Source organism: Dyella sp. 2YAF14 (assembly GCF_052114725.1).
In the GTDB taxonomy this organism is placed as follows: domain Bacteria; phylum Pseudomonadota; class Gammaproteobacteria; order Xanthomonadales; family Rhodanobacteraceae; genus Dyella.
In genome coordinates this window covers 67,287-91,559 of the sequence record NZ_JBFRFH010000012.1, presented here as the reverse complement: position 1 = coordinate 91,559, position 24,273 = coordinate 67,287, and the positions used below count along the sequence as shown (strand labels likewise).

The window sequence follows — 24,273 nt, the reverse complement described above, 5'->3', positions numbered from 1 at the left end:
TATGCTCCACTCTCCACAGGAGGCCATCATCATGAAACCCGTCGCTTTGCTTGCCGTTCTTGGTGTGGCCATCGCGTCCCATGCGCTTGCCCAGTCGTCCGCCAGCCAGTTTCCGCCGGCCCCGCCGCCGCCGGGCATGAACGACCCGGGTGTGAAGGCGACGCCCCCGCCGCCGGCGCCCAAGACAGCCCCCGCGCCCAAGTCCGCCGCCACCAAGAAATCGGCATCGGGCAATGTCTCCGCGGATACGGAAGCCACCCTGAGCGCACCAGAGACTTCCTCCCCGGCCACCTCCGACGCCCAGCCGCGCGATGCCAACGGCAATGCGCCGCCGCAGGTGAGAGTGGTCACGCAGGGCGACCAGACCATCCAGGAATACAGCCGCAGCGGCCAGGTCTACATGGTGGTGGTGACGCCCAAGAGCGGCATTCCGCAGACCTATATCGTCGACCAGAAGGGCGCCTGGTCCAATCAGGCTGGCGAGCCGGTGAAGCCGGTGATGTACAAGGTGATGGAGTGGGGCAAGAGCAAGTCCGCCGAAGACCAGGACAACGGCGGCCAGTAAGTCCGTGCGACTGCCAGCGGCGAGGACCGAATGAATCTGCGCGAGAGCTGGCTGCTGTTTGCGTTGGGTTCGGCGTTCTTCGCCGCGCTGACGGCATTGTTCGGCAAGCTCGGCGTGGCGGGCATCAACTCCAACCTCGCCACTTTCATTCGCACCATCGTGATCCTGCTGGTCACGGCCGGCATTCTCAGCCTGCGCAACGAATGGGCGCGCCCCACGGGGTTGCCCACCAGCAGCTGGGTCTTCCTGGTGCTGTCGGGCATCGCCACGGGCCTCTCATGGCTTTGCTATTACCGCGCGTTGCAGTTGGGTCCGGTGAGCCGCGTCGCGCCCATCGACAAATTGAGCGTGGCCATCGCCATCGTGCTCGGCGTGTTGTTGCTGGGCGAACAGCTGAGCTGGTCGCTGGCGATCGGCGGCGGTTTGATCGTGCTCGGCGCGATCATCATCGCGGTGTTCTAGCGCTCGTCCAGTTCCGGGTAGTGGCGGAAGATGCCGTCCTCGTTGAACGCAATGCGTCGATCCGAGGCCAGATAGGCCGCGATATTCGGCCGCTCGGCCACGCGGTCCTGCAATGCACTGAGTTTCGTGGTGCGACGGCGGATGGCTTTCATCGCATTGGGAAACGCATAGTCCAGTCCCGACATCAGCTGGAACAGCGACAGATCCACATAGGAGTGGCGGCGCCCAATCGCGTGGCGTCCATCGCCACGGTCGAGCACTTGCTCGAAATAGCCCAGGAATTTGGGGATGCGCGCTTCGCAGAACGCGTTGGAACGCTTGCGCGCCTCGCTGCGTTGCTGCTCGTAGTACAGATCACCGGATATCGGGTGATGCGTGTCGTGCACCTCGGCGACGATATCGGTCACCGTCTGCTGCAGTTGCATCGCATAGCGCTGCGCGGATTCTGATGCGGGCACCAGGCCATGGCGAGGCCCCAGGTACGCAAGGATGTTGGCGGCCTGCGCAATCACCTGCTTGCCCGCGGATAAAAAGGGCGGCGCGAATGGCAACGCGCCCGGATGTTTGCCGTGCAGGAACGGCATCATGGCCTGGTCGCCCTGTTCGCGCGCGACATCGTCGTAGTCGGCGGCGGCATCCTCCAGTGCGAGCCGAACAAATTCGCCGCGTCCCTGGATGCCGCTCCAGTAGTAAAGCTTGTAGCGCATGACGAGAGCCTCAGAAGAAGAGGGCGAGGCTAGGTGCTGCGCATTCAACGAAGCGTGATTCCGGCATCGCCTCGATCATCACCGTTCGACCCCCTCAAAAAAACTGTGGGAGCGCACCCTGTGCGCGACAAGCCCTCATGACACTGGAACGTCCGGTTCTAGCCGAGACGCCCAGTCGCGCACAGGGTGCGCTCCCACAGGGCGCGGTTACATCGTGCGGGTCAGCTCGCGCAGCCGCTCCCAAACCAGCATCGCCAACGGCGACAGCGACCGCTGCCGGCGCTTGATCAACACCACCTCGCGACTTTCCTGCGGCGTCAGCGGTCGCGTCACCAGGGTGGGTGGCGGCGGCGCCAGTGCGGGGCTCACGCTGATGCCAAGCCCCGCTTCGACCATGCGGAACGTAGTGAACGTGTGGCCAGTCTGCTGCACGATGTTGGCCTCGATACCGCGGCTCGCCAGCGCGTGATCGATCAGGCGACGGCTGCCGGAGGAATAGTCGAGCAGGATCAATGGCTGCCCCTGCAACTTGCGCCAGGGCACGCGTTCGAGCTGCGCGAGCGGATGATCGGGCCGGCAGACCAGCACAAACGGATCGCGCAACAGGCGTTCGCTATCAAATTCGCCGGTGAGCGGCGGATCGATCGCCACGCCGAAATCCACTTCGCCGCCGCGCACGCTATCCAGCACCATGGTTTGCGCCTGGTCGTGCAACTGGATGGTGAGTTCGGGATAGCGCGCAGCGCAGTCGGCGATGCACTGGGGCATCAAGCCCGCTGACAAAGTGGGCACCGAGGCCACATGCACCTTGCCGCGCTTGCGCTCACTTTCCGAGTGCACGTGCGAGAGCACGCCCTCCAGTTCGTCGAGCACGCGCCCGATCGCGCTTTCCAGATAGCGGCCCGCCTCGGTGGGCAGCACTTCGCGGGTGGTGCGATCGAACAGGCGGATGCCCAGCTCCGCTTCCAGATCCGCGATATGGCGGCTCACCGCCGGCTGGCTCAGGTGCATGCTCTCCGCCGCCCGGCGGAAATGCTGCTGGCGGGCCACGGCAAGAAAGGCACGAAGCTGGCGCAGGCTGATATTCATGCCAATAGTGTATCAGTGGATCAGATAAAACGATTTGATTAATCAATGGTCTGGCAGTCCAATAGCGCAGTCCCCGATTTGCGCGTGCCACGGCCATGTCCCTGAGTCGCTTCCTGCCCGACCGCTTCACCTGCGCCCTGATCGTCACGGTGGTGCTGGCCAGCCTGTTGCCCTGCCGCGGCACCACGGCGAGCGTGTTCAATGTGCTCACCGACATGGCCATCGCACTGCTGTTCTTCCTGCACGGCGCCAAGCTCTCGCGCGAAGCCGTGGTGGCCGGCATGACGCACTGGCGCCTGCATCTGACGGTGTTGGCCAGTACTTTCGTGCTGTTCCCGGTGCTGGGACTGCTGCTGCGTCCCGTGCTGTCCCCGCTGGTGACGCCTTCGCTTTACCTGGGCGTGTTGTTCCTGTGCACGCTGCCCTCGACGGTGCAGTCATCGATCGCCTTCACCTCGATGGCGCGCGGCAATGTGCCGGCGGCGATTTGTTCCGCCTCCGCCTCGAGCATGCTTGGCATCTTCATCACGCCGCTGCTGGTTGGCGTGATGCTGGAATCGCACGGGCAGGGCGGCATGAACTGGGATGCCATCGGCGCCATCGTGCTGCAACTGCTGGTGCCGTTCGTGGCCGGCCAGGTCGCGCAGCGCTGGATCGGCCGCTGGGTGGAACGCAACCGCTCGCTGCTGTCCTTCGTCGACCAGGGCTCGATCCTGCTGGTCGTCTACACGGCCTTCAGTGCGGCGGTGCTGCAGGGCTTGTGGAAGCAGATCCCACTGCCCGTGCTCGGCGGCCTGCTGATCGTCAACGCCGTGCTGCTCGCCATTGCGCTCATCGTTACCCGCTACGGTGCGCGTGCACTGGGCTTTAAGCGCGAGGATGAAATCACCATCGTTTTCTGCGGATCCAAGAAGAGTCTCGCCAGCGGTGTGCCGATGGCCAAGGTGCTGTTTGCCGGCCATCCGCTGGGCGCCATCGTGCTGCCGATCATGCTGTTCCATCAGATCCAGCTGATGACGTGTGCGGTGTTGGCGAAGAAGTATGCCCAGAGGGTGGAAGGGCGTAGCCCCAAGGTCGGTGTCGCCGCGGAAAGCTGAAACGCTGGAGCCGGCCTGCAACGTTGGTGCCGGCCAAGAAAAAGGGCGTCCTTGCTGGACGCCCTTTTCTTTTGCCCGCGTGATTTCCTGCTTACCAGCCCATGCCCACGCCCACGCCGACCGAGCTGTCGCCACCGGTGACCGAGGCACCGACGGTGATGTTGGCGCGCTTGCTGATGGCGCGCTGGTAGCCGACGGAAATCGCCTTGGAGCCGTTGGAGAAGCCGGTGCCGGCACCGAAGCGGTTCTGCGTCTCGATGCCGCCGAGGCTGGCCGCCATCGTCATCATGGAGGTGCTCATGGCGTTGTTGCCGCTGATGCGCTTGTTGACGTTGCGGAACTGGTCGTCCATCTGCTGCTGCATGCCGGCGACCTGTTTGGCAACGTTGCCCACCTGCTGGTCCGTGTAGCTGTTGGCGCTGCTGGTGGCCGAGCTGCTTGCCTGGTTCATCTGGGCGACGTTCACCGCATCCGTGTCGGTCGCACCGGCCTTGACGTTGGTGATCTGGCGCTCGTTGCCCTGCGAACCCACCGACACGGTGTTGTCGCGGTCAGCCACAGAGCCGCCGCCAATCGCCGCCGAGTGCTCGCCGGTCGCCTTGGCCGCAGGTGCAGCGGCATCGTTGGAAGCGATCGCGTTCGACGTGCTGGTGGCCTGGGATACGACCGCGTTGAGCTGCGCCACGTTCACCGCATCCATGTCGGCCGCGCCGGCCGTCACGTTGTGGATGGTCGTGCCGCCAGCCGTCTGACCGTTGCCCAGTGTGACGCTGCCATGGTTGGCCGAGCCGTCCGCGTTGTGGTCGTACGTCACGGCGGCATTGGCCGAGCCGTCGCCGTTGATCACGCCAGCGGCCTTCAGCTGCGCCACGTTCACGGCATCCGTATCGGCGGTACCCGCCTTCACGTTGGTGATCTGGCGCTCGTTGCCCTGCGAACCTACCGACACCGAGTTGTCGCGGTCCGCCACCGAACCCGAACCCAGCGCCACCGACTGGCTCGCCGTCGCCTGCGCACCGCCGCCCACCGCCACCGACTCGCGGCCCGAGGCGACGGAGTCGATGGCTGCTGAGTTGGCGTGGAAGAACTTCACGCCGTTGCCGCCGGTCGTGATGTTGTTGATCGACTGGCTCAGGCTGGCGATGGATGCCGTGTTGCCGGCAATGGCGGCGGTGTTCTGTGCGACCTGCTGGTTGGTGGCGAACAGCTGGCTGCCGTTGACGGCATCCTTGCTGGACGCGCTCACGTCGCCTTCGGCCACGCCTGTCACCGTGCGCTCGCCCTCGGTGCCCGCCATGTCCACTCGCTTGCCGCCGGTGTCCTTGGCCACCGTCACCACCTTGCTGCTGGCGTCCTGCTTCACCAGGCCGAGCTCGCCCTGGTTGATCTGGTTGGTGAGGTTGCTGACTTTGCCTTCCACGTTCGTCACGCGTCCGTCCAGCGAGGAGATGCTGTTGGTGTTCTGGGTGACGCGGGCGTCGATGTTGCTGACGTTGGTGTTGATCGTGCCGATGTCGCCCTCGTTGGTGGTGACACGCTTGTCCAGCGAGGAGATATCCGTGGTGTTCTGCGTCACGGCCGTATTGGTCGCGTTGAGCTGCGACATGTTGACGGCATCCTTGTCGTTCACGCCGGCTTTGACGTTCTTCAGCGTGCGGGCGTTGCCGTTCTTGTCGGCAAAGTCCACCGCCGCGCCATCGGTGGCGTTGCCCACCGTCAGGTCCGCACCGGCCGACGCCTGCTGCACCATGCCCACCGAACCGCTGTTGATCTGGTTGGTGAGGTTGCTGACGCCGCCTTCCACATTCGTCACGCGGCCATCCAGCGAAGAAATGCTGTTGGTGTTCTGGGTGACGCGGGCGTCGATGTTGCTGACATTGGTGGTGAGCGAGCTGATGTCGCCTTCGTTGGTGGTGACGCGCTTGTCCAGCGAGGAGATGTCCGTGGTGTTCTGGGTGACGCGGGCATCGATATGGCTGATGTTGGTGTTGATCGTGCCGATGTCGCCTTCGTTGGTGGTGACGCGCTGGTCCAGCGAGGAGATATTCGCCGTGTTCTGCGTCACGGCGGCGTTGGTCGCGTTGAGCTGCGACATGTTGACGGCGTCCTTGTCGTTCACGCCGGCTTTGACGTTCTTCAGAGTGCGGGCGTTGCCGTTCTTGTCGGCGACGTTCACCGCAGCACCGTCGGTAGCGCCGCCCACGGTCAGGTCTGCACCGGCGGCTGCCTGCTGCACCAGGCCCACGGTACCGTTGTTGATCCGATTGGTGATGTCGTTGATCGAGGTGGTGTTGCCGGCGATGTCGCTGGTCTTCTGAGCCATGGAGGTATTGAGTTTGCCCAGCGCGGCATCGACCGTGCCGAATGCACTGCCCACATCCGTAGCGGCGCCCGTGCTGCCGTTGATGCTGTTGGCATTGGCCAGTGCATAGCTCGGGCCAGTGACGGCGCCTGTGCTGCTGTTGAACGCAGCGCCGCCGCCCAGGGCAGTGACGACCGGGGTGACCTGTGACACGTTGACCGCGTCGGTGGCAGCCGTACCGGCGGCCATATTGATCAGCTGGCGCGTCTGCGGCACAGCGCCGGCATTCGGAGTGGTGCCGCCCGGGTAGTTGGGGGCGATCGGGCCAGCGCCCAGACCCACGGAAACCACGTTGTTGCGTCCATTGTCGTTCGCACCCGCGCCGAGGGCGACGGTGCTGCGGCCGGTGGCGCCTGCCGCCGCACCGAGCGCCAGGCTGTCGACGCCGTTGGAGTACGAGCCGTAACCCATAGCGATGCCGCCTTTGAGGCTGGTCGCATGCGTGCCCATGGCGATGGCCGAATAGCCCCAGTAGACACCACCGGTACTGGCGCAGGCGGCCGATGCGATGGCGCCGGCGCCAATGGCGATACCTTCGGAGTTCGCCGTTGCGTCCGTGCCGCTGCCGTAGGTCATGGTGATCGTCCCGGTTGAGCCGGAGCAGGCATCGGTGTTGCCGATGAATTCGGCGGCGCTGACATGCGTGGATGCGATCGCGCTCATCAGGCCAACCGCGATGGTGGCCGCCACGGCGACAGCACGGCTGCCACGTGCCTTGGACATCTTCTTGCGGCCCTTGGCCAGTTCAGAGGCGACGACCCAGCGGGCGGTGACAGCGTTCCACACAATGCGATAAATGGCGTTCATGACAAGACCCTTAAGCGGAAGAGGAAAGTGATGGCCGTTTCCGTTTGGCTTGCCGGACGTCCTTGCCGTCCACGAAGCACATGGTCCGCTCGAGGGTCTGCGCGAAACATAAGAACTGTCTGATCTGGGGCGATATCAGATTTGTCTCAGGTGGGTATCCACCAAGAAAAAAGGCGCCCAGGGGCGCCTCTTTTCGTATCGCTAAAACTGCTAATCAGTGCCTGAAATGGCGAATGCCCGTGAACACCATCGCCATGCCATGCTCGTCCGCTGCTGCAATCACTTCCGCATCGCGCATCGAACCACCCGGCTGGATCACGGCCTGGATGCCGGCGGCAGCCGCCGCGTCGATGCCATCGCGGAACGGGAAGAACGCATCGGACGCCATCACCGAGCCGCGCACTTCCAGCTTCTCGTCGGCGGCCTTGATGCCGGCGATCTTGGCGCTGTACACGCGGCTCATCTGGCCCGCGCCCACGCCGATGGTCTGGCGGTTCCTGGCATAGACGATGGCATTGCTCTTGACGTACTTGGCCACCTTCCACGCGAAGATCAGGTCGTCGATCTCGGTGGGCGTGGGTGCGCGCTTCGTGACGATCTTCAGGTCCTCGGCCTTGACCATGGCGCGGTCGGCGGTCTGGATCAGCAGGCCCGAACCCACGCGACGGCAATCGTTGCCGGGATGGGCCTTGCTCAGGTCGCCGTCGGCCGGCGGCGGAATTTCCAGCACGCGCACATTGGTCTTCTTGGCGAAGGCCTTGAGCGCTGCGTCTTCGTAGCCGGGCGCGAGCACCACTTCCACGAACTGCCTATCCACGATGGCCTTGGCCGTGGCCGCATCCACCACGCGGTTGAAGGCGATGATGCCGCCGAAGGCCGAGGTGGGATCGGTCTGGTAGGCCAGATCATAAGCACGGCCGATGCCATCCAGGCTCACTGCCACGCCGCACGGGTTCGCGTGTTTGACGATGACGCAGGCCGGCTTGGTAAAACTACGTACGCATTCCCACGCGGCATCAGAGTCGGCGATGTTGTTGAACGACAACTCCTTGCCCTGCAGCTGGCGGAACGTGGCCAGCGTGCCCGGCGCGGGATACAGGTCGCGGTAGAACGCGGCCTGCTGGTGCGGGTTCTCGCCGTAGCGCAGATCCATCATCTTCACGAAGCGACCATTGGCCTGCGCCGGGAACGCGTCATGGCCGGCGATGGTGTCGTAATCGTCATTGAGCTTGAGCGCGGAGAGATAATCGCTGATCGCGCCGTCGTAGTTGGAAACGCGATTGAACGCGGCGACGGCGAGCCTGAAGCGCGTGGCGCGCGTGAGGCCGCCATGCGTTTCGATTTCCGCCAGCGCCTCGTCGTACTGGTCCGGCGAGGTGAGCACGCCCACGTCGTTCCAGTTCTTGGCGGCAGAACGCAGCATCGCCGGGCCGCCGATGTCGATGTTCTCGATCGCTTCTTCCAGCGTGCAATCGGCCCGTGCCACGGTCTGCTCGAACGGATAGAGATTGAGCACCAGCAGGTCGATCGGCGCGATGCCCAGTTCGCTCATCACGGCGTCGTCCGTGCCGCGGCGACCGAGCAGGCCGCCATGCACCTTGGGATGCAGGGTCTTGACGCGGCCATCCATGATCTCGGGGAAGCCGGTGACGTCGCTGACGTCCTTGACCGGGATGCCCGCCTCACGCAACGCCTTGGCGCTGCCGCCGGTGGAGAGCAGCTCCACGCCAGCCTGGTGCAGGCGCTGGCCGAGCGCGATCAGTCCGGTCTTATCGGACACGCTAAGCAGCGCGCGACGAATGGGGGATACGGCAGAGGCAGGCATGACGGCTTCCAGGACGGGGAAGCCGGGCATTATAGCCGCCTGGGGCGGGCGCCGCCTGAAAGCGGGCGGTGCGCCAGTTGGATGGCCAAATGCAAGGGGATGCGCGCCACCGGCGCGCATGATGCAGCAGTGTTACAGCAGGCCGTGTGCGGCGAGCTTCTTGCGCAGCGTGGCGCGATTGATGCCGAGTACGGCAGCCGCGCGACTCTGGTTGCCGTCGTGCCAGGCCAGCACTTCACGCAGGAGGGGGCCTTCGACTTCGCGGATGACGAGCGCGTGCAGACCTTCGTCGCATTCCGTATCGCCGATATCGGCAAGATAGCGGCGCACGGTGCGGCTGACGCATTCGCTCAAGGCGCTCTGCGACGATGTCTCTTTCGGAGACTCGCTGGCAGGCAGTCGTACGGCGTTCACGGGCATTTCCCCTCACGTTCTAACGCAGCGACTACGTGGGCCGCTGCAGTGTTTATGGCAAATACCGCTGGCGGCGGCTCGCATGGAACGCCGGGTGCAGCACAAGACGAAGGAGCGAGTGTACCCTCGCGTGCCGAGAATTTTAAGTACCCGTTTGGCGGGACCGCATTTGGATCACGCAACCAAAATGTCCTATGGACATTCACTTGCATTGGTGGCACGACATGTGCCTGTGTGAATCCGGCGAACCGGCCTGAGACGATGCCGGCCGCTGCATGGCGCGCCATCAAATGGACGTCTATTCGAAATCGAACTCGAACGCCACGGCCTTGCCGCTGGGATCTTCCACTTCAAGCATCAAGGCCGCGCTGCCATCGGGCGGTATGCCTTTTTGCAGAGTGGCGTTGTCGCCGAGGTATTCGCTGGGCCGCAGCCGCCGCATGGCGAGCTTGCTGCCGTTCGCATCGGACAAGGTGATCGACACCACCGGATAAGGCTGTGCGAACGGCGCGTCGTTGTGCACGTTGGCGGTGATCAGCAGCGCGCCCGGCACCGATGGATGGGCCTGCACGTCGCGCGCGACCAGGCTCAGCCGCGTAATGTCCTGCACGAGAGGCAGCTGGCAACCCATCGTGTCGCAGGCCTCTCTCAGCAGCGGGCCCGCCGTGTCGTCGCTGATCAGCGCATCGCGCTTGGCCCATGCCAGCTGCCCGCCCAGTGCCAGCAGCAGCAGGCTGCAGGCGGTGATCCAGGGCCAGCGGCGCTTCTTCTCCGGTTTGCGCGCGAAGCGCGGCGCCACCACCAGGTGGGCGAATTCGTCGAGCACATCGTGTGGTGCCGGCGCCTCCGCCACGACCGCCGGCTCCGCCGATGGCCGATAGACCGCCAGATCCAGCCGCGGTGGCGTCTCGGGCATGCGCGGGGGCAGGTGCTCGAACGGCTCCGGCGGCAGCTGGTCGCTCAGGCTGGCCAAGGCATCGAATACCGTCTCGCAATGTCCGCACACGACCTCGCCGCGCGCCTGCGCAAGCGTTTCCGTGTTCAGCGAGAACACGGTGAGGCATTCGGGACATTGGGCGTACATGCGGACCGTGGTGACCGGATTGCAACAAGCCTAGTGCACCGCGCGAGACAAATCACCCGCGGGCATGCCGGTATCGTGAACGGTCACTCAGTGGCTCTGTACTAGCGCGTCCCTGCGCGTCGGCCGCTGATGCGCACCCAGTCTTCCTGGGTATCCACGCGCAAGTCCTCGAACCACTCCGCATAGCGCGCCAGCAGCTCTTCTTCCTGGCCGTGCAGGATGCCGGAGATGGCAAACGGCGCGCCTGGCTTGGCGGCGGCGGCAAAGGTCGGCGCCAGTTCGCCCAGCGGACCGGCAAGGATATTGGCGATGAAGACGTCCGCCGGTTCTGCAATCAGATCTTCGGGCAGATACACGGTGAGGCGATCGGCCACCTCGTTGCGTTCGGCGTTGTCGGCCGAGGCGATGAGTGCCTGGGGATCATTGTCCACGCCCACCGCGCCGGCGGCGCCGAGCTTGAGCGCGGCGATGGCAAGGATGCCCGAGCCGCAGCCGAAATCCATCACGCTCTTGCCCTGCAGATCCAGGCTGTCCAGCCATGCCAGGCACAGCGCCGTGGTCGGGTGCGTACCGCTGCCGAAGGCGAGGCCCGGGTCCAGGCGCACGACCACGATGTCCTCATCGACGGGCGGCTCGATGTTCCACGGATAAATCCACAGGCGCCGGCCGAACGGCATCGGCTTGAACTGGTCCATCCACGCGCGCTCCCAGTCCTCGTCGGCCACGTCGCGGAACAGCATCTGGTCCGGCTCCAGCCACGGCAGCAGGTCGCCCAGGGCTTCGCCCAGGCCGCGCCGATCCGTCTCGGCTTCGAACAGCGCGTTGAGCGTGATGGTCGGCCACAGCGGCAGTTCGCCCACGCCGGGCTCGAAGATGGCCTGCTCGTCCGGCGTTTCCGCATCGGCGTCCTGCAGCGTGATCGAAAGCGCGCCCAGATCATCGAGCGCCTCTTCGACACGAGGCTGCTGTTCGGCGCGGACGGTGAGGGAGAGTTCAAGCCAGGGCATGGGGCGATCCTGCGATATTAGGCGTGCATTGTCGCCGAAGTGGGGGCTACGGTGTCTCTCTCCCTTGTAGGAGCGCACTTGTGCGCGACCGCGGAGCTTCGGTGCGCCTCGGTGGCTGGTCGTGGCGCGGTTGCCCGGCGAGTTCGCGAATTTKAATGGTGGGGCTAGCGTGCGGTGTTGCGGTCGCGCACAAGTGCGCTCCTACAAGGGGCCTGCGGGCGGCACACCCAAAAAACCATCGTGCTTGCGGTAATACTCCAGCGCACGCGCGAAATCCTCTAGTGTGGGCGACGGCTGCTGCCGCGGCTGCACAAACAGCACTTCGGCGAAATCCGCCGCTTCAAGAAAATGGCCCAGCTCATGTTGCGCAGCGAACTCAGGCAGCGCGGCGCCGTGATCGGCAATCAGCGCTTCTTCCTCATCGCCGACGTGCGAGAGATACAGCCTGCACGAAGGCTCGGTGATCTTGCCGCGGATATAGACCCAGGCATAGCGATCCCAGCCATCGCCTTCGTCGAAGGCCTCGGTGATGGCGTCGATCGCTTCGCGCAGTGTGAGCAGGGCAGACATCGTGGTCAGGCAAACCGGCGAGTCGTCGGGACGACTCGCCGGCCACACATCAGCCGCCGTGGGCGGCCTTTTCCTTCTGTTCGGCCATGCGCTTTTCCAGGTAGTGGATGTTCTGTCCACCCTGCTGGAAACCGGCGTCGGCCATGATGCGCTGCTGCAGCGGGATATTGCACTTCACCCCTTCGATCACCGTCTCGGCGAGCGCCAGGCGCATGCGCGCGATGGCGGTTTCGCGATCCGGGCCGTGCACGATCAGCTTGCCGATCATCGAGTCGTAGTTCGGCGGAATGCGGTAGCCGTCGTACAGGTGCGTATCGACGCGCACGCCCGGGCCGCCCGGCGCCTCGAAACGTTTGACCGTGCCCGGCGAAGGCAAGAAGGAGTCGGGATCTTCCGCGTTGATGCGGCACTCGATCGCGTGACCGTGGATCTTGATGTCCGACTGCTTGATCGACAGCTTCTCGCCACCGGCAATCAGCAACTGCTCGCGCACCAGGTCGATGCCGGTGATCAGCTCGGTCACCGGATGCTCCACCTGGATACGGGTGTTCATCTCGATGAAGTAGAAGCGGCCGTCTTCGAACAGGAATTCGAAGGTGCCGGCGCCGCGATAGCCGATGCGCAGGCACGCATCCACGCACACCTTGCCGATCTGCTCGCGCAGTTCCGGCGTGATGCCCGGTGCGGGTGCTTCTTCGACCACCTTCTGGTGGCGACGCTGCATGGAGCAGTCGCGCTCGCCCAGATGGATGGCGTTGCCCTGGCCATCGGCCAGCACCTGGATTTCCACGTGGCGCGGATTTTCCAGGAACTTCTCCATGTACACCTGATCGTTGCCGAAAGCGGCCTTCGCTTCCTGCTTGGTCATGGTGACGGCGTTGCCCAGGTGAGCCTCGGTGCGCACCACGCGCATGCCGCGGCCACCGCCGCCACCGGCGGCCTTGATGATCACCGGGTAGCCGATCTCGCGCGCAATGCGGATGTTCTCTTCCACATTGTCGCCAAGCGGGCCACCCGAGCCCGGCACGCACGGCACGCCGGCGGCCTTCATGGCGCGGATCGCTTCCACCTTGTCGCCCATCAAACGGATCACGTCCGCGGTGGGGCCGATGAAGATGAAGCCCGACTGTTCCACCTGTTCGGCGAAGTCGGCTCGCTCGGACAGAAAGCCGTAACCCGGGTGGATGGCCTGGGCGTCGGTGATTTCCGCCGCGGCGATGATGCGCGGGATATTGAGATAGCTGTCGATGGACGGCGCCGGGCCGATGCAGATCGACTCGTCGGCCAGGCCTACGTGCTTGAGATTACGGTCTGCGGTGGAGTGCACCGCCACGGTCTTGATGCCCAGACTGTGGCAGGCGCGCAGCACGCGCAGGGCGATTTCGCCGCGGTTGGCGATGACGACTTTTTCGAGCATGGGCATGATCGGTCAGCCGGCTCAGGCGATCACGAACATCGGCTGGTCGAATTCCACCGACTGGCCGTTTTCGAGCAGGATGGCCGTCACGGTGCCGGCCACGTCAGCCTCGATCTGGTTGAACATCTTCATCGCTTCGATGATGCCCAGCGTCTCGCCAGCCTTGACCTGCTGGCCGACCTTCACGAAGGCCGCTGCGCCCGGGCTGGACGAGGCGTAGAACGTGCCGACCATCGGCGCCTTCACCACATGACCGGCGGGCAGGGCGGCCTCGGCAGGCGCGGCTTCCACCGGCGCGGCGACGGCGACGGGCGCGGCCACCATCGGGGCGGCCTGCATTACCGGGGCGGCGGTCATGGTGCCCTTGGGCACGCGCGACAAACGAACGACCTCTTCGCCTTCCTTGATCTCAAGTTCCGCGAGGTTGGATTCCTCGAGCAGGTCGATGAGCTTCTTGATCTTGCGCAGGTCCATGGTTCAAACCTTTTCGTTGAGGCCGCCGCAGCGGCCGGAATGGGAATATGTGGGCGACAGGCCCGGGATTCAGGAGGCGGACGCGCCAGCGCGGTCCAGCCGGTTCAGGGCGGCATCCAATGCCAGCCGGTAGCTGTCTGCGCCAAAACCGCAGATCACGCCCACGGCGATGTCCGAGAGGTAGGAATGCCGGCGGAACGCTTCGCGGGCATGCACGTTGGACAGATGCAGCTCGATGAACGGGATGGCCACGCCCGCCAGCGCGTCGCGCAGGGCGATGCTGGTGTGGGTGAAGGCGCCCGGATTGATCAGGATGATCGCCGTGCCGTCCAGGCGGGCCTGGTGGATGCGGTCGATCAGGGCGTGCTCGGCGTTCGACTGGAACGCTTCCAGGCCGTGTCCGGCGCTCTGGGCACGCTGCATCAGCGAGGCGTCGATATCGGCCAGCGTGTCGCGTCCGTAAACCTCCGGCTCACGACTGCCCAGCAGATTGAGATTGGGTCCGTGCAGGACCAGGATCTTCGCCACGCCCTAACCTTGGGTTGTGCCGGCAGGGCCGGCGTCCGGCGCGGAGTGTGCGCGCCCCGGCGGATGTTGTCCAGTTCGGCGCAGTTCGGCGATGTTTGAAGGAGAAGTTAGCGTTAGACCGTGCGGCGACGTATGGGTGCCGAAACCGCGTCAGGGCGCGGCTGGCGCGGCCCAGGCCTTGAGGTCGTCGGCATCCAGGACACCCCGGCGACTGAACAGCACACGGCCGTTCTCGTCCAGAAGCACGCTGTACGGCAGCACTTCGCCGACGTTACCCAGCCGCAGCGAGGTGCTGGGGCTGTCGAGGCTGCCCAACAGGATCGGATAGTTCACCGGATGGGCGGCCAGGAAGGTTCGCACATTGGCCGGATCGTCCATAGCGACGCCGACGATGATCGGGCCTTTTTCGCCGACGTTGGCCTGTGCCTGCACCAGCGCGGGCATCTCCTTCAGGCACGGCCCGCACCAGCTCGCCCAGAAGTTGATCAGCACGCGGCGGCCGCGGTACTCGGACAGGCGATGTTCCTTGCCGTCCAGGTCGCGCAAGGCCACGTCGGGTGCTATTGCTCCCACCTGGGCGACCTGCACGCCTTGCGGCACACGGGCGCGCTGGCTGGAGTGCTGCAGCCAGCCGCCCACACCGGCGACCAGCACGGCGGCGCCCAGAATGATCCAGTTGCCGCGGCTGATCATGGGTTGGCGGCGACCGGCGTGCCGGCGGCCTTGGTCAGCGCATCCTCGACCAGCGACGAAGTGAGCACCGTCGGCAGCATGCGGCCTTCGCCGCCGTCCTTGGGGAATACCACGTAAAGCGGCACGCCCGGCGAGTGGTACTGCTGCAGGAAGGCGGCAATGGTCGGGTTCACATCGGTCCAGTCGCCCTTCATATAGACCGCGCCGGTCTTCTTGAGCAGGTCGCGGAAGGCGTCGGTGTCGAGCACCGCATGCTCATTCGCCTTGCAGGTGACGCACCAGTCGGCGGTCATGTCGACGAACACCGGCGTGCCGGCCTTGCGCAGTTCCGCGAGCTTCTCCGGCGTATAGGCGACCACGCCGTCCGTTGCGACTGCAGCCTGCGTCGGCGCCTGCACCTTGGACAGATAGAACAGCGGCACGACGGTGAGTGCGAGCAGGACGACCACCGCCACCCGGCTGAACGCGCCCCGCGAACGGCTGCGCTCGAACCACCACAGCGTGGCCGACAGCAGCACCACGGCCACCAGCACCAGGCCCACCGCATCGGCGCCGCGCTGATGCGCCAGCACCCAGATCAGCCACACGGCGGTGAGGTACATCGGGAACGCCAGCACCTGCTTGAGCGTTTCCATCCACGCGCCCGGCCGCGGCAGCATCCGCGCCAGCGCCGGCACGAAGCCTATCGCCAGGAACGGCAGGGCCAGACCGATGCCCAGGGTCAGGAACACCAGCAAGGCATTGATCATCGGCGCGGCAAAGGCATAAGCCAGCGCGCTGCCCATGAAGGGCGCGGTGCACGGGCTGGCCACGGCCACCGCGAGCACGCCGGTGAAGAAGTCGCCCGCATGGCCCGAGCGCGAGGCCAGGCCCGAGCCCACATTGCCCAGCGAAGTGCCAAACTGCACCACGCCCGACATTGACAGACCCACGGCCACCATCACGCAGGCGAGCACGCCCACCACCACCGGCTGCTGCAACTGCGCGCCCCAGCCCAGCGCATGGCCGGCCGAACGCAGCGCGACGATGGCGACGCCGATCAGCGCGAACGTGCTCAGCACGCCAGCCGTATAGAAGAGGGCGTGCGAACGCGCCTTGGTATGGCTCTCGCCACTTTCCAGCAGACCCACCGCCTTGATCGACAGCACGGGCAGCACGCAGGGCATCAGGTTCAGCACCAGGCCGCCGCCCAAGGCCAGCAGCAGCGCGGTGAGCAGGCTCACCTGCAGCGGAGTGGTGGCCAGGCCGGCCGGAGGCATTTCCGGCGCCGGCTCGGCGGCAGCGCCGCTGGTAGGCGTCGTCGCGCTCAGGTCGATGGTGAGCGCGCGGGTCATCAGCGGATAGCAGATGCCGCCGTCCTGGCAGCCCTGGAAACTGGCTTCCAGATTCACGCTCTTGAGCGCCGACGTATCGCCTTCAATGGCCACCGGCAATTCGATCTGGTCGAAATAGACCGTGGTCTTGCCGAAGTGCGCATCCTCATGTTCCACGCCAGCCGGCCACTCGGGCTTGGCAAGGGTCAGGCCGTTGGCATCCTTCAACTTCAGCGCGGTCTGGTCGCGATAGAGGTAGTAGCCCTTGGCCACGGTCCAGCGCAGCAGCAGGTGCTGGCGGTCCTTGGCGAGCGCCTCCAGATGGAAGGCTTGTTCGGCGGGGAGGGTGGCGCCACCGCCGCTCTTGCTGGAACCGAGCTTGCCCAGCGCCGCGCTCATCGCATCGCCGCCGCCGGCCACGCCCGCACCGGCCGGCACCGGCAGGCTCAGCTGCTCGGTATGCGGCGGATAGCAGATCTTGGGATCCACCTCGTGGCAGCCCTGGTACTGCACGCTGAGCTTCAGTTCGGTGGCGCCTGCCGCGACGGTGTACGGCACGGTCGCGTCGACGCCGTGGTGATAAGTCTCCACGTCGCCGAGATACTCATCGTGGTGCTTCTCGCCGTCGGGCAGCTGCGCCTCGCCCAGCGTCGCCCCGTCCGCCGCCTTGAACTTCATGCGGCCGCGGTAGAGGTAGTAGTCCGGCGCAATCGTCCAATGCAGCTTCACCACGCCGGGCGTGGAAGCGTCGGCGGTCAGCTTATAGGCCTCGGTCACCGGCAGCAGGCCGTCCAGATCATCCTGAGCCAGCGCGGGCAAGGCGACCAGCAAGAGGCAGAGCAGGCTGAGGAAGCGGGCGGCCAGTCGGCCAGGGTGGATCAGGCGCATTGCAGCTCCAACAAGGAGAGACCCGCGCCGGGGCGCAGGTGAACCGGGATTATGGCTCAGCTTGCCGGCGGGCCGGGGAAAACCCGCCGGAGCTCAGGAGTGTTCTACAACTACTTCGCTTGACGCGGGCCCGCGGTTACGGCGCAGACGCAGCAAACCGGTGGTGAGTGCCACTCCGAGCAGGATAACGATGCATCCGCCGGCCATCGCCAGGGTGACCGGTTCATGCAGGAAGATCAGGCCCCACACCACGCCGAACACCGGGATAAGAAACATCACCACCATGCTGCGCGAGGCCCCCACGCGGGCCATCAAGCCGTAGAACAGGACGTAGGCGAGCGATGTGCACAAGGCCGCCAGGCCCAGTACGGCCAGCCGTGCCGTCAACCCCGGGGTCCTGACGGGCCACATCCAGACGGTAAAGGGCAGCAGCAATACGGCGGCGGCCAGCTGGCTGCCGGTGGCGACACTGAGCGGCGTGACGCCGCTGCGCAGGCGGCGATGGCTGTAGTGCGCGCCAAAGGTGTAGCAGACATTGGCACCCAGGCAGGCGGCCATCGCCCAACCCATGGCATGCGTGCCACCACCAAAGCCCACCGTGCCGGCCACCAGCCACACCACACCGGTAAAGCCGATCACCAGGCCGCTGGCCTGCATCGGGCTCAGCTTCTCGCCCAGCAGCATCCAGCCCGACAGCGCGACCAGCAGCGGCGCAATCGCATCGGAGATGGCCGAAACGCCTGCCGGCAGACTCTGCGCAGCGAATGAGAACAGCACGAACGGCAGCGCTGAATTGGCGATGCCGACGATGGCGATGTCGCGCCAGTGCGTGCGCATCTCGGTCACCCGTGTGCGTGTCAGCAGCGGGGCCGAGCAGATCGCCGCGCCGATGGCGCGCATGCCGGCCAGTGCCATGCCGCCGAACTCGTTCGCGCCCATGCGCATGAACAGGAACGAGGCGCCCCATAGGGCTCCCAGAACTACGAGTGCAGTGATGTCGGAGGTTTTCATGGCAGTTCTTTGCTCGTCATTCCGGCGCAGGCCGGAATCCAGTAGCAATTAGGTTTGGTTGTCGCGAGTGCGCACACCGGCTCCTCGTGCGAAAGCCCTGCTCATCGCTCCTGGATTCCGGCCTGCGCCGGAATGACGAGGGATGAGAGGTGGCTGTCGATTTGGAAGTCTAGCCGCCCATTGCGTCAGAACCTGTCAGCAGTCTTCAGGCCTTGGGCGCTGCACCCTGGCCAAACAACACGCGGCGTTCCTCGTCCGACAGCGGCTGTTTCGGCGTGTACGCATTCTCGACACCTTCATACGTGCGCACCGTGGCCGGCCGCTGCGAGATGGCGATAAACCAACGCTCCAGGTTCGGGAAATCCGCCAGGTTCTGGCCATGCGCCTCATGCGGCACGATCCACGGATAGCAGGCGATGTCGGCGATGGAAAACTCGCCCGCAATGAACTCGCGTCCTTCCAGCCTGCGATCCAGCACGCCGTAAAGCCGTGCGACTTCGCGGGTGTAGCGGTCGATCGCATACGGCACCGGCTCGGGCGCGTACACCTTGAAATGCCCCGCCTGGCCGGCCATGGGGCCCAGCCCCGCCACCTGCCAGAACAACCACTCCAGCACCTCGATGCGGGCGAGGCTGTTGTTGGGCAGGAATTGGCCGATCTTCTCCGCCAGATAGAGCAGGATCGCCCCGGACTCGAACACCGTCACCGGCGCGCCGCCCCCGGCGGGAGCGTGATCGACGATGGCCGGGATCTTGTTGTTGGGCGAAATGGCCAGGAATTCGGGCTTGAACTGCTCGCCCTTGCTCAGGCTCACCGGGGTGATGAAGTACGGCAGGCCGGCCTCTTCAAGGAATAGCTTGAGCTTCAACCCATTGGGCGTGGCGGCAAAGTACAGCTCGATCATGGCGGGGGCTCCGTGGAGTGGATGGCGACAGTGTCGGGTTTTCACTGGTCTTGAAAAAGATCCAGAACAAGGGAATTCTTTAGGACCAGTCAGCCTTATCGGACACCGCCATGGAACAACCCCTGGCTTTCCCGCTGGATATTCCCCTGCGAGGCCGACTGCAGGCGCTGCATGGACAATTGCGGGCGGCGATCCTGGATGGCCGTCTTCGCATGGGTCAGCCCTTGCCCTCCACGCGCGCGCTGGCGACCTCGCTGGGCCTGTCCCGCAACACCATTGTGGCGGCCTACGACCGCCTGCTCAGCGAAGGCTATATCGTGGCCCGCCAGGGGGCGGGTTATCTGGTCGCCCATGCGGGGCCAACGCAGTCGACGGCACCGCGCTCGACCGGTGGTGAGGAAAAGCGTCTGCAACCGCAATGGCGCGACGCGATCTTTCCCGCGCCGATGAATGCCTTGCCGCCTGCGCGCTACGACCTTCGGGTGGGCCTGCCCGATGCCGCCCGTTTTCCCTTTGAGGCATGGCGCAAATTGTCCGCAAGGGCTCTGCGCTCGTTGTCGCGCACGCCGTCGTTCTATGACGCGGCTACCGGGCGCGAGGCATTGCGCGAGGCTATTGCCGGGCATGTGTCGTTCACCCGTGCTGTCACCTGCAGCGCGGCGGACATCATGGTGGTCGGCGGAGCGCAGCAGGCCTTCGATCTGCTGGCGCGCATTCTGGTCACGCCAGGGCACACGGTGGTGGCGGTGGAAGATCCCGGCTATCCGCCGCTGCGTCAGACCTTCGAAGCCGCTGGCGCGCAGATCGTGCCCGTGCCGGTGGACGACGAAGGCCTGGTGGTCGAGCAGATTCCACGCAACGCACGCGTGATCTACGTGACGCCGTCGCACCAGTTTCCGTCCGGCATGGCGATGTCACCCGCGCGTCGAGCGGCCTTGCTCGACTTCGCGCGACGAAACGACGCGGTGATCATCGAGGACGACTACGACGGCGAATTCCGCTACGGCGGGCGTCCGCTCGATGCACTGCAGACCTTGGATCGCGACGGCTCGGTGTTCTACATCGGCACGTTCTCCAAAAGCCTGTTTCCATCACTGCGGCTTGGCTATGTGGTGGCGCCCGAGTGGGCGATGCCCGCACTGGCCTGCGTGCGGCAGCTCGGCGACCGGCACAGCGACGTGCTGGCGCAGGACACACTCGCGTTGTTCATCAACGAAGGTCATCTCGCGCGGCATGTGCGCAAGATGCGACGCATCTATGCGGAGCGGCGCGAGGCACTGCTCGAAGCGTTGGCGCGGCACGCGGGCGACGCCCTGCAGTCGCTGGCCTCAGATGCCGGGCTGCACATCGCCGTGCAACTGCGCTGGCCGGTTGCGGCGAGCCAGCTGGTCAGGGATGCGCAGGCGGTGAACATGCGTATCGAAGCGCTGGGCGATTACGCCATCGGCAGCACGCGGCCGAACGGCCTGGTGTTCGGCCTGGGAGGCATGCCGGCCACGCGCATGGACGAGGCCGCGCGCGTGCTGGCCCGGTTGCTCCAGGCACATCGCCCGGCTTAGCACTGGTTCTCTCATTTCCGCGAAAACTGGATCTGTTTAAGTACCACCGGGCAGCGGAACATGACCCTATCTTTCCGGGGATGCATCGCCATGCGTTATCTGATCCTTCTTTGCCTGCTCCTGGCCTGCGCGTCGACGCATGCTTCCGAGTCCGGCCAGTCGCGCGCGGAATCGGCCGGGCGCAGCCTGATCGGGCAGCCAGCGCCGCGCATGGTGGTCAAGACCATCGATGGCCAGACCATTGACCTGGGTGCGCTGTACGGCAAGAAGGCGGTCTACCTGAAGTTCTGGGCGACCTGGTGCGTGCCCTGTCGTGAACAGATGCCGCATTTCGAACGCACCTACGAACAGGCCGGCCCGGACATGGCGGTGATTGCGATCGATGTGGGTTTCGACGATAGCGTCGACGAAGTGCGCAAAGTGCAGAAGCAGCTGGGGCTCGGCATGCCGATCGTGTTCGACGACGGTTCGCTGGGCGAGGCCTTCCACTTGCGCGTGACGCCGCAGCACGTGGTGATCGGTCGTGACGGACGCATTGCGTATGTGGGTCATATGGCCGATGAAAAGCTCGACGCTGCATTGGCGCAGGCACGTCGTCCGGCGACCGCCAACCTCGCGTCTGCCGCCGTGCCGAAGGACGAACCGCATTACGACGTGGGCGACCGCGTGCCCGCATTCGAGCTGCACACGCTCGATGGGAAATCGCTGCCGGCATTCGAAGCAGCGCGACCGACCGTGCTGCTGTTCCTGTCGCCGTGGTGCGAGTCGTATCTGGCCAAGAGTCGTCCGGCCATTGCGCAGAGCTGCCGCAGCGCGCGTGAACGCGCCGATGTGCTGGCGCGCGACAGCCATGCGCGCTGGCTCGGCATCGCCTCGGGTCTGTGGGCGAGCCACGACGAGCTCGCCGATTACCAGCGCGAGCACAAGATCGCGATGCCGCTGGCGCTGGACGACACGGGCGCCCTGTTCCGACGCTTCCGCGTGATGCACGTACCGACGCTGATCGTGCTGGATGCGCAGGGTAAAGTGATTCGTCGTACGGAAACGGTCGATGACGTGCTGCCGATACAGGCAGCGGCCACGGCCACGAGGCGTTGATCATGCGGACGACCCTGTTTCTCGCCGCGATGTTGATGCTCGCTGCCGCCGTGCCCGCCAGAGCGACGCAGGACAATACCCTGCTCACAGCAGCGTTGACACAGGCGCCCGGCAAATCGCTGGAAGCGCTGCGAGTAAGCTATGCGCCCGGCGAGGCGTCCAAGCCGCACTCGCATGACCGCGATGCTTATGTTTACGTAGTGAGCGGCCACGTGCGCAGCCAGGTCGAAGGGCAACCGTTGCGGGTCTATGCGACGGGCGACAACTGGTTCGAGCCGGCAGGCGCCCGCCATCTCGTCAGCGCCAACGCCAGCAGCACGGAGCCCGCCACCATCCTGGTGGTGTTCGTCGGCAAGCCGCAGATACCGCACAAGTAGTCAGCGATTCGTGCGGTACCGTTCGAGCGCGTCGCCGAGCTGCTCGCGCAGCGATGCCAGATACGGCGCGTAATGCGTCCACTGGTCGATGCCGTCGCGGAAGATCGGCTGGCGTACCTGCTCGGAGCTTGCCGTGCGCACGCTGCGCCGCGTTTCATGGAATGCCAGGCACGCGGGATCGAACGGAAGCCCGCAGTAATCCAGGATGCGCCGCACGTTGCCTTCAAGATCGTCCACCACATCTTCGTGATGCACGCGCAGTACGCGGCCGGGCAGCACGCGGTCCCAGTGCTCCATCACATCGAGGTAGGTGCGGTAATAACGCGCGATGTCCTCGATGCTGTAAGTGAACTCCTGGCCCGTCGCGAACAGTTGCTTGAGGTTGCTGAAGCAGCAGGCCATCGGCTCGCGTCGCGCGTCGATGATCTTCGCGTTGGGGAACATCAGGTGGATCAGCCCCAGGTGCCGGAAGTTGTTGGGCATCTTGTCGATGAAATAAGGCGCCGCGCCACGATAAGTGCGCGTGTCGCGCAGGTAGGCCTCGCCCATCCCGCGGAATTGCTCCGGCGACATCTGCGCAAGCACGCCCGGATAGCGCGGGTCGTCGAGATCGGGGTCGCGGCCCTGCAGTTCCAGCACGATGCGCCGGATGTCCGCCAGCTCCTGCGTGCCGTCCACCAGTGGATGCGATGCGAGGATCTGCTCCAGCAGCGTGGAGCCCGAGCGCGGCAGGCCTACGATGAAGATGGGATCGGCACTGGGGTCTCCCGCACCGGCGCGTTCGGCGAGGAACTCGCGGGTGCACACCTCGATCTGCCGGCGCGTATTTGTTTCGATGATCTCGGGCCGGTAGCGGCTTTCCGATCGCTTGAGCGCGTTGCCCTTGGCGTAATGCTGCCAAGAGGCGGCATAGTCGCCGCGGTCCTCCAGGGCCTTGCCGAGCGCAAAGTTCAGGTGATAACCATCCACCAGCGACGTAGACGGCATCGCGACCTGCGCGAGCATGCCGTCGATTTCTCCGTCGGTGAAACGGTAGGTCTTGAGGTTCGCCATGCTCCAGTAGGCATCCCCGAAATGGGGCCGCGCGGCGATGGCGGCGCGGTAAGCGTCGATGGCCTCGGCCCGGCGTCCCTGGGTTTTCAGTGAGTGGGCAAGCGACAGATGCAGGTCTGCCGCCTCGGGAACGATTTGCAGAAGTTCGCGGTACAGCCCGATGGCGCGATCGTGTTCGCCCAGGCCGACGTTGGCACTGGCATGCAGCGCGCGATAGTCGAGGTGGTGCGGATCGATGGCGAGAAGCCGCTCCATCTGCACGCAAGCCTCTTTGTACCGATGCCGTTCGAACAGCACCTTGGCGTAGTCGAAGCGTGCGGCGTGGTGATCGGGGGCGAGCTGCAGCACGGCTTCCAGCAGGATGTCTGCGTCGTCGAGCACCTCGCGGGCCACGGCCACACGCGCTAGCAAGCGCATGCCTTCCACATCGTCGCCCACACGCTGCAAATGGCCACGGATGACCCATTCGGCCTGCACCAGATCACCATCAGAGAACAGACTGGTGGCGTGCACCACCGCAGGAGCGAGGCGTTTTAGCGTCGCCACGTGGTCGGCGGCCAGTTGCGCGTTCGCATGGTCACCAGCCATGCGATAGAGCCCCTCGAGCAGATTCCAGCTTGAGGGCAGCGCAGGATTGATGTTCACCGCACGAAGCAAGGCATCGATCGCCTGCGTCGCATCGCGCCGCACGACGTGGCAGTGGCCGCGCTCTTCATGCAGCCGACTGAAGGCAGGATGGTGCTGCTCGAGCACGAGCAGAGTTTGCAGGGCGTCGTCGACCTGTCCCAGATGACGTTGGCTGCGGGCGAGCAGATGCATCACGTCGCGGTTTTCCGGCAGCTCACGCGCCAACCCCAAGGCCAGTTGCAAGGCCTGCGGGTGCTGCCCCTCTTGCTGCAATTGCCGCAGTTGCGCCACCTGCTGTTCGACGGACATCGTGATCGGATCAGTGAGCGCTGCGTTCATGCC

Annotated in this window: 22 protein-coding genes; 6 read left to right on the top strand and 16 right to left on the bottom strand. The window is 65.2% G+C overall.

Features of this window, described 5'->3' with window-relative positions:
* Nucleotides 1–31: 31 nt before the first annotated feature.
* Both AB4Y82_RS16475 and AB4Y82_RS16470 read left to right on the top strand, forming a co-directional pair.
* A complete protein-coding gene (locus AB4Y82_RS16475; protein ID WP_441604839.1) occupies nt 32–565 on the top strand; it encodes a DUF2782 domain-containing protein in 534 nt (177 codons plus the stop codon).
* A 30-nt stretch (nt 566–595) separates the two neighbouring features.
* Nucleotides 596–1,027 (top strand): EamA family transporter, encoded by a 432-nt coding sequence (locus tag AB4Y82_RS16470; protein WP_046970238.1) that lies wholly within the window; start codon nt 596–598, stop codon nt 1,025–1,027.
* On the opposite strand, the gene AB4Y82_RS16465 is transcribed toward AB4Y82_RS16470, so the two are convergent.
* Together AB4Y82_RS16465 and AB4Y82_RS16460 are read right to left on the bottom strand one after the other, a co-directional pair.
* Entirely contained in the window at nt 1,024–1,734 is a 711-nt protein-coding gene (locus AB4Y82_RS16465) for a glutathione S-transferase (protein WP_441611483.1), read from the bottom strand. The genes AB4Y82_RS16470 and AB4Y82_RS16465 overlap by 4 nt on opposite strands.
* 207 nt (nt 1,735–1,941) lie before the next feature.
* Nucleotides 1,942–2,823 carry a LysR family transcriptional regulator gene (locus AB4Y82_RS16460; protein WP_441604837.1) on the bottom strand — a complete coding sequence of 294 codons (882 nt, stop codon included), beginning with the start codon at nt 2,821–2,823 and terminating at the stop codon, nt 1,942–1,944.
* Between the two features lie 95 nt (nt 2,824–2,918).
* On the opposite strand from AB4Y82_RS16460, the gene AB4Y82_RS16455 reads away from it, so the two are divergent.
* Nucleotides 2,919–3,920, top strand: coding sequence for a bile acid:sodium symporter family protein (locus tag AB4Y82_RS16455; protein WP_441604836.1), 1,002 nt, complete (start codon nt 2,919–2,921; stop codon nt 3,918–3,920).
* A 91-nt stretch (nt 3,921–4,011) separates the two neighbouring features.
* Here AB4Y82_RS16455 and AB4Y82_RS16450 read toward each other — a convergent pair whose 3' ends face one another.
* From AB4Y82_RS16450 to AB4Y82_RS16390, 13 genes are all read right to left on the bottom strand, one after another.
* Nucleotides 4,012–7,089, bottom strand: coding sequence for an ESPR-type extended signal peptide-containing protein (locus AB4Y82_RS16450; RefSeq protein ID WP_441604835.1), 3,078 nt, complete (start codon nt 7,087–7,089; stop codon nt 4,012–4,014).
* Between the two features lie 214 nt (nt 7,090–7,303).
* Nucleotides 7,304–8,914 carry a bifunctional phosphoribosylaminoimidazolecarboxamide formyltransferase/IMP cyclohydrolase gene (gene purH, locus AB4Y82_RS16445; RefSeq protein ID WP_441611481.1) on the bottom strand — a complete coding sequence of 537 codons (1,611 nt, stop codon included), beginning with the start codon at nt 8,912–8,914 and terminating at the stop codon, nt 7,304–7,306.
* Between the two features lie 132 nt (nt 8,915–9,046).
* Nucleotides 9,047–9,334: a helix-turn-helix domain-containing protein gene (locus tag AB4Y82_RS16440; RefSeq protein WP_046970233.1), complete on the bottom strand. Its 288-nt coding sequence runs from the start codon at nt 9,332–9,334 to the stop codon at nt 9,047–9,049.
* Between the two features lie 292 nt (nt 9,335–9,626).
* The gene (locus AB4Y82_RS16435) at nt 9,627–10,412 is read right to left on the bottom strand and encodes a zinc-ribbon and DUF3426 domain-containing protein (protein ID WP_441604833.1); all 786 of its coding nucleotides are present in this window, start codon (nt 10,410–10,412) and stop codon (nt 9,627–9,629) included.
* A 101-nt stretch (nt 10,413–10,513) separates the two neighbouring features.
* Nucleotides 10,514–11,419, bottom strand: coding sequence for a 50S ribosomal protein L11 methyltransferase (prmA, locus tag AB4Y82_RS16430; RefSeq protein ID WP_441611479.1), 906 nt, complete (start codon nt 11,417–11,419; stop codon nt 10,514–10,516).
* Between the two features lie 201 nt (nt 11,420–11,620).
* A complete protein-coding gene (locus tag AB4Y82_RS16425) occupies nt 11,621–11,989 on the bottom strand; it encodes a DUF7716 domain-containing protein (protein ID WP_441604831.1) in 369 nt (122 codons plus the stop codon).
* A gap of 49 nt (nt 11,990–12,038) precedes the next feature.
* Complete coding sequence (gene accC, locus AB4Y82_RS16420) at nt 12,039–13,406, bottom strand: acetyl-CoA carboxylase biotin carboxylase subunit (RefSeq protein WP_441604830.1); 1,368 nt, start codon at nt 13,404–13,406, stop codon at nt 12,039–12,041.
* Between the two features lie 21 nt (nt 13,407–13,427).
* Nucleotides 13,428–13,880, bottom strand: a complete 453-nt coding sequence (gene accB, locus AB4Y82_RS16415; protein WP_441604829.1) for an acetyl-CoA carboxylase biotin carboxyl carrier protein — start codon at nt 13,878–13,880, stop codon at nt 13,428–13,430.
* Between the two features lie 69 nt (nt 13,881–13,949).
* Nucleotides 13,950–14,408 carry a type II 3-dehydroquinate dehydratase gene (aroQ, locus tag AB4Y82_RS16410; protein ID WP_441604828.1) on the bottom strand — a complete coding sequence of 153 codons (459 nt, stop codon included), beginning with the start codon at nt 14,406–14,408 and terminating at the stop codon, nt 13,950–13,952.
* Nucleotides 14,409–14,558: 150 nt separating this feature from the next.
* Entirely contained in the window at nt 14,559–15,101 is a 543-nt protein-coding gene (locus AB4Y82_RS16405; protein ID WP_441604827.1) for a TlpA family protein disulfide reductase, read from the bottom strand.
* Complete coding sequence (locus tag AB4Y82_RS16400) at nt 15,098–17,302, bottom strand: protein-disulfide reductase DsbD family protein (RefSeq protein ID WP_441604826.1); 2,205 nt, start codon at nt 17,300–17,302, stop codon at nt 15,098–15,100. Before AB4Y82_RS16400 ends, AB4Y82_RS16405 begins: the two co-directional genes overlap by 4 nt.
* Before the next feature lie 93 nt (nt 17,303–17,395).
* A complete protein-coding gene (locus AB4Y82_RS16395; protein WP_441604825.1) occupies nt 17,396–18,313 on the bottom strand; it encodes a DMT family transporter in 918 nt (305 codons plus the stop codon).
* A gap of 205 nt (nt 18,314–18,518) precedes the next feature.
* Nucleotides 18,519–19,217 (bottom strand): glutathione binding-like protein, encoded by a 699-nt coding sequence (locus AB4Y82_RS16390; RefSeq protein WP_441604824.1) that lies wholly within the window; start codon nt 19,215–19,217, stop codon nt 18,519–18,521.
* Between the two features lie 110 nt (nt 19,218–19,327).
* Between AB4Y82_RS16390 and pdxR the strand changes: the two genes are divergently transcribed.
* From pdxR to AB4Y82_RS16375, 3 genes are all read left to right on the top strand, one after another.
* The gene (gene pdxR, locus AB4Y82_RS16385) at nt 19,328–20,776 is read left to right on the top strand and encodes a MocR-like pyridoxine biosynthesis transcription factor PdxR (RefSeq protein ID WP_441604823.1); all 1,449 of its coding nucleotides are present in this window, start codon (nt 19,328–19,330) and stop codon (nt 20,774–20,776) included.
* A 90-nt stretch (nt 20,777–20,866) separates the two neighbouring features.
* Nucleotides 20,867–21,874 (top strand): redoxin domain-containing protein, encoded by a 1,008-nt coding sequence (locus AB4Y82_RS16380; RefSeq protein ID WP_441604822.1) that lies wholly within the window; start codon nt 20,867–20,869, stop codon nt 21,872–21,874.
* A 2-nt stretch (nt 21,875–21,876) separates the two neighbouring features.
* The gene (locus AB4Y82_RS16375; protein ID WP_441604821.1) at nt 21,877–22,251 is read left to right on the top strand and encodes a cupin domain-containing protein; all 375 of its coding nucleotides are present in this window, start codon (nt 21,877–21,879) and stop codon (nt 22,249–22,251) included.
* Here the strand turns inward: AB4Y82_RS16375 and AB4Y82_RS16370 are convergent, their stop codons facing one another.
* Nucleotides 22,252–24,270 carry a sulfotransferase gene (locus tag AB4Y82_RS16370; RefSeq protein ID WP_441611478.1) on the bottom strand — a complete coding sequence of 673 codons (2,019 nt, stop codon included), beginning with the start codon at nt 24,268–24,270 and terminating at the stop codon, nt 22,252–22,254. It lies immediately after the preceding gene.
* Between the last annotated feature and the right edge of the window lie 3 nt (nt 24,271–24,273).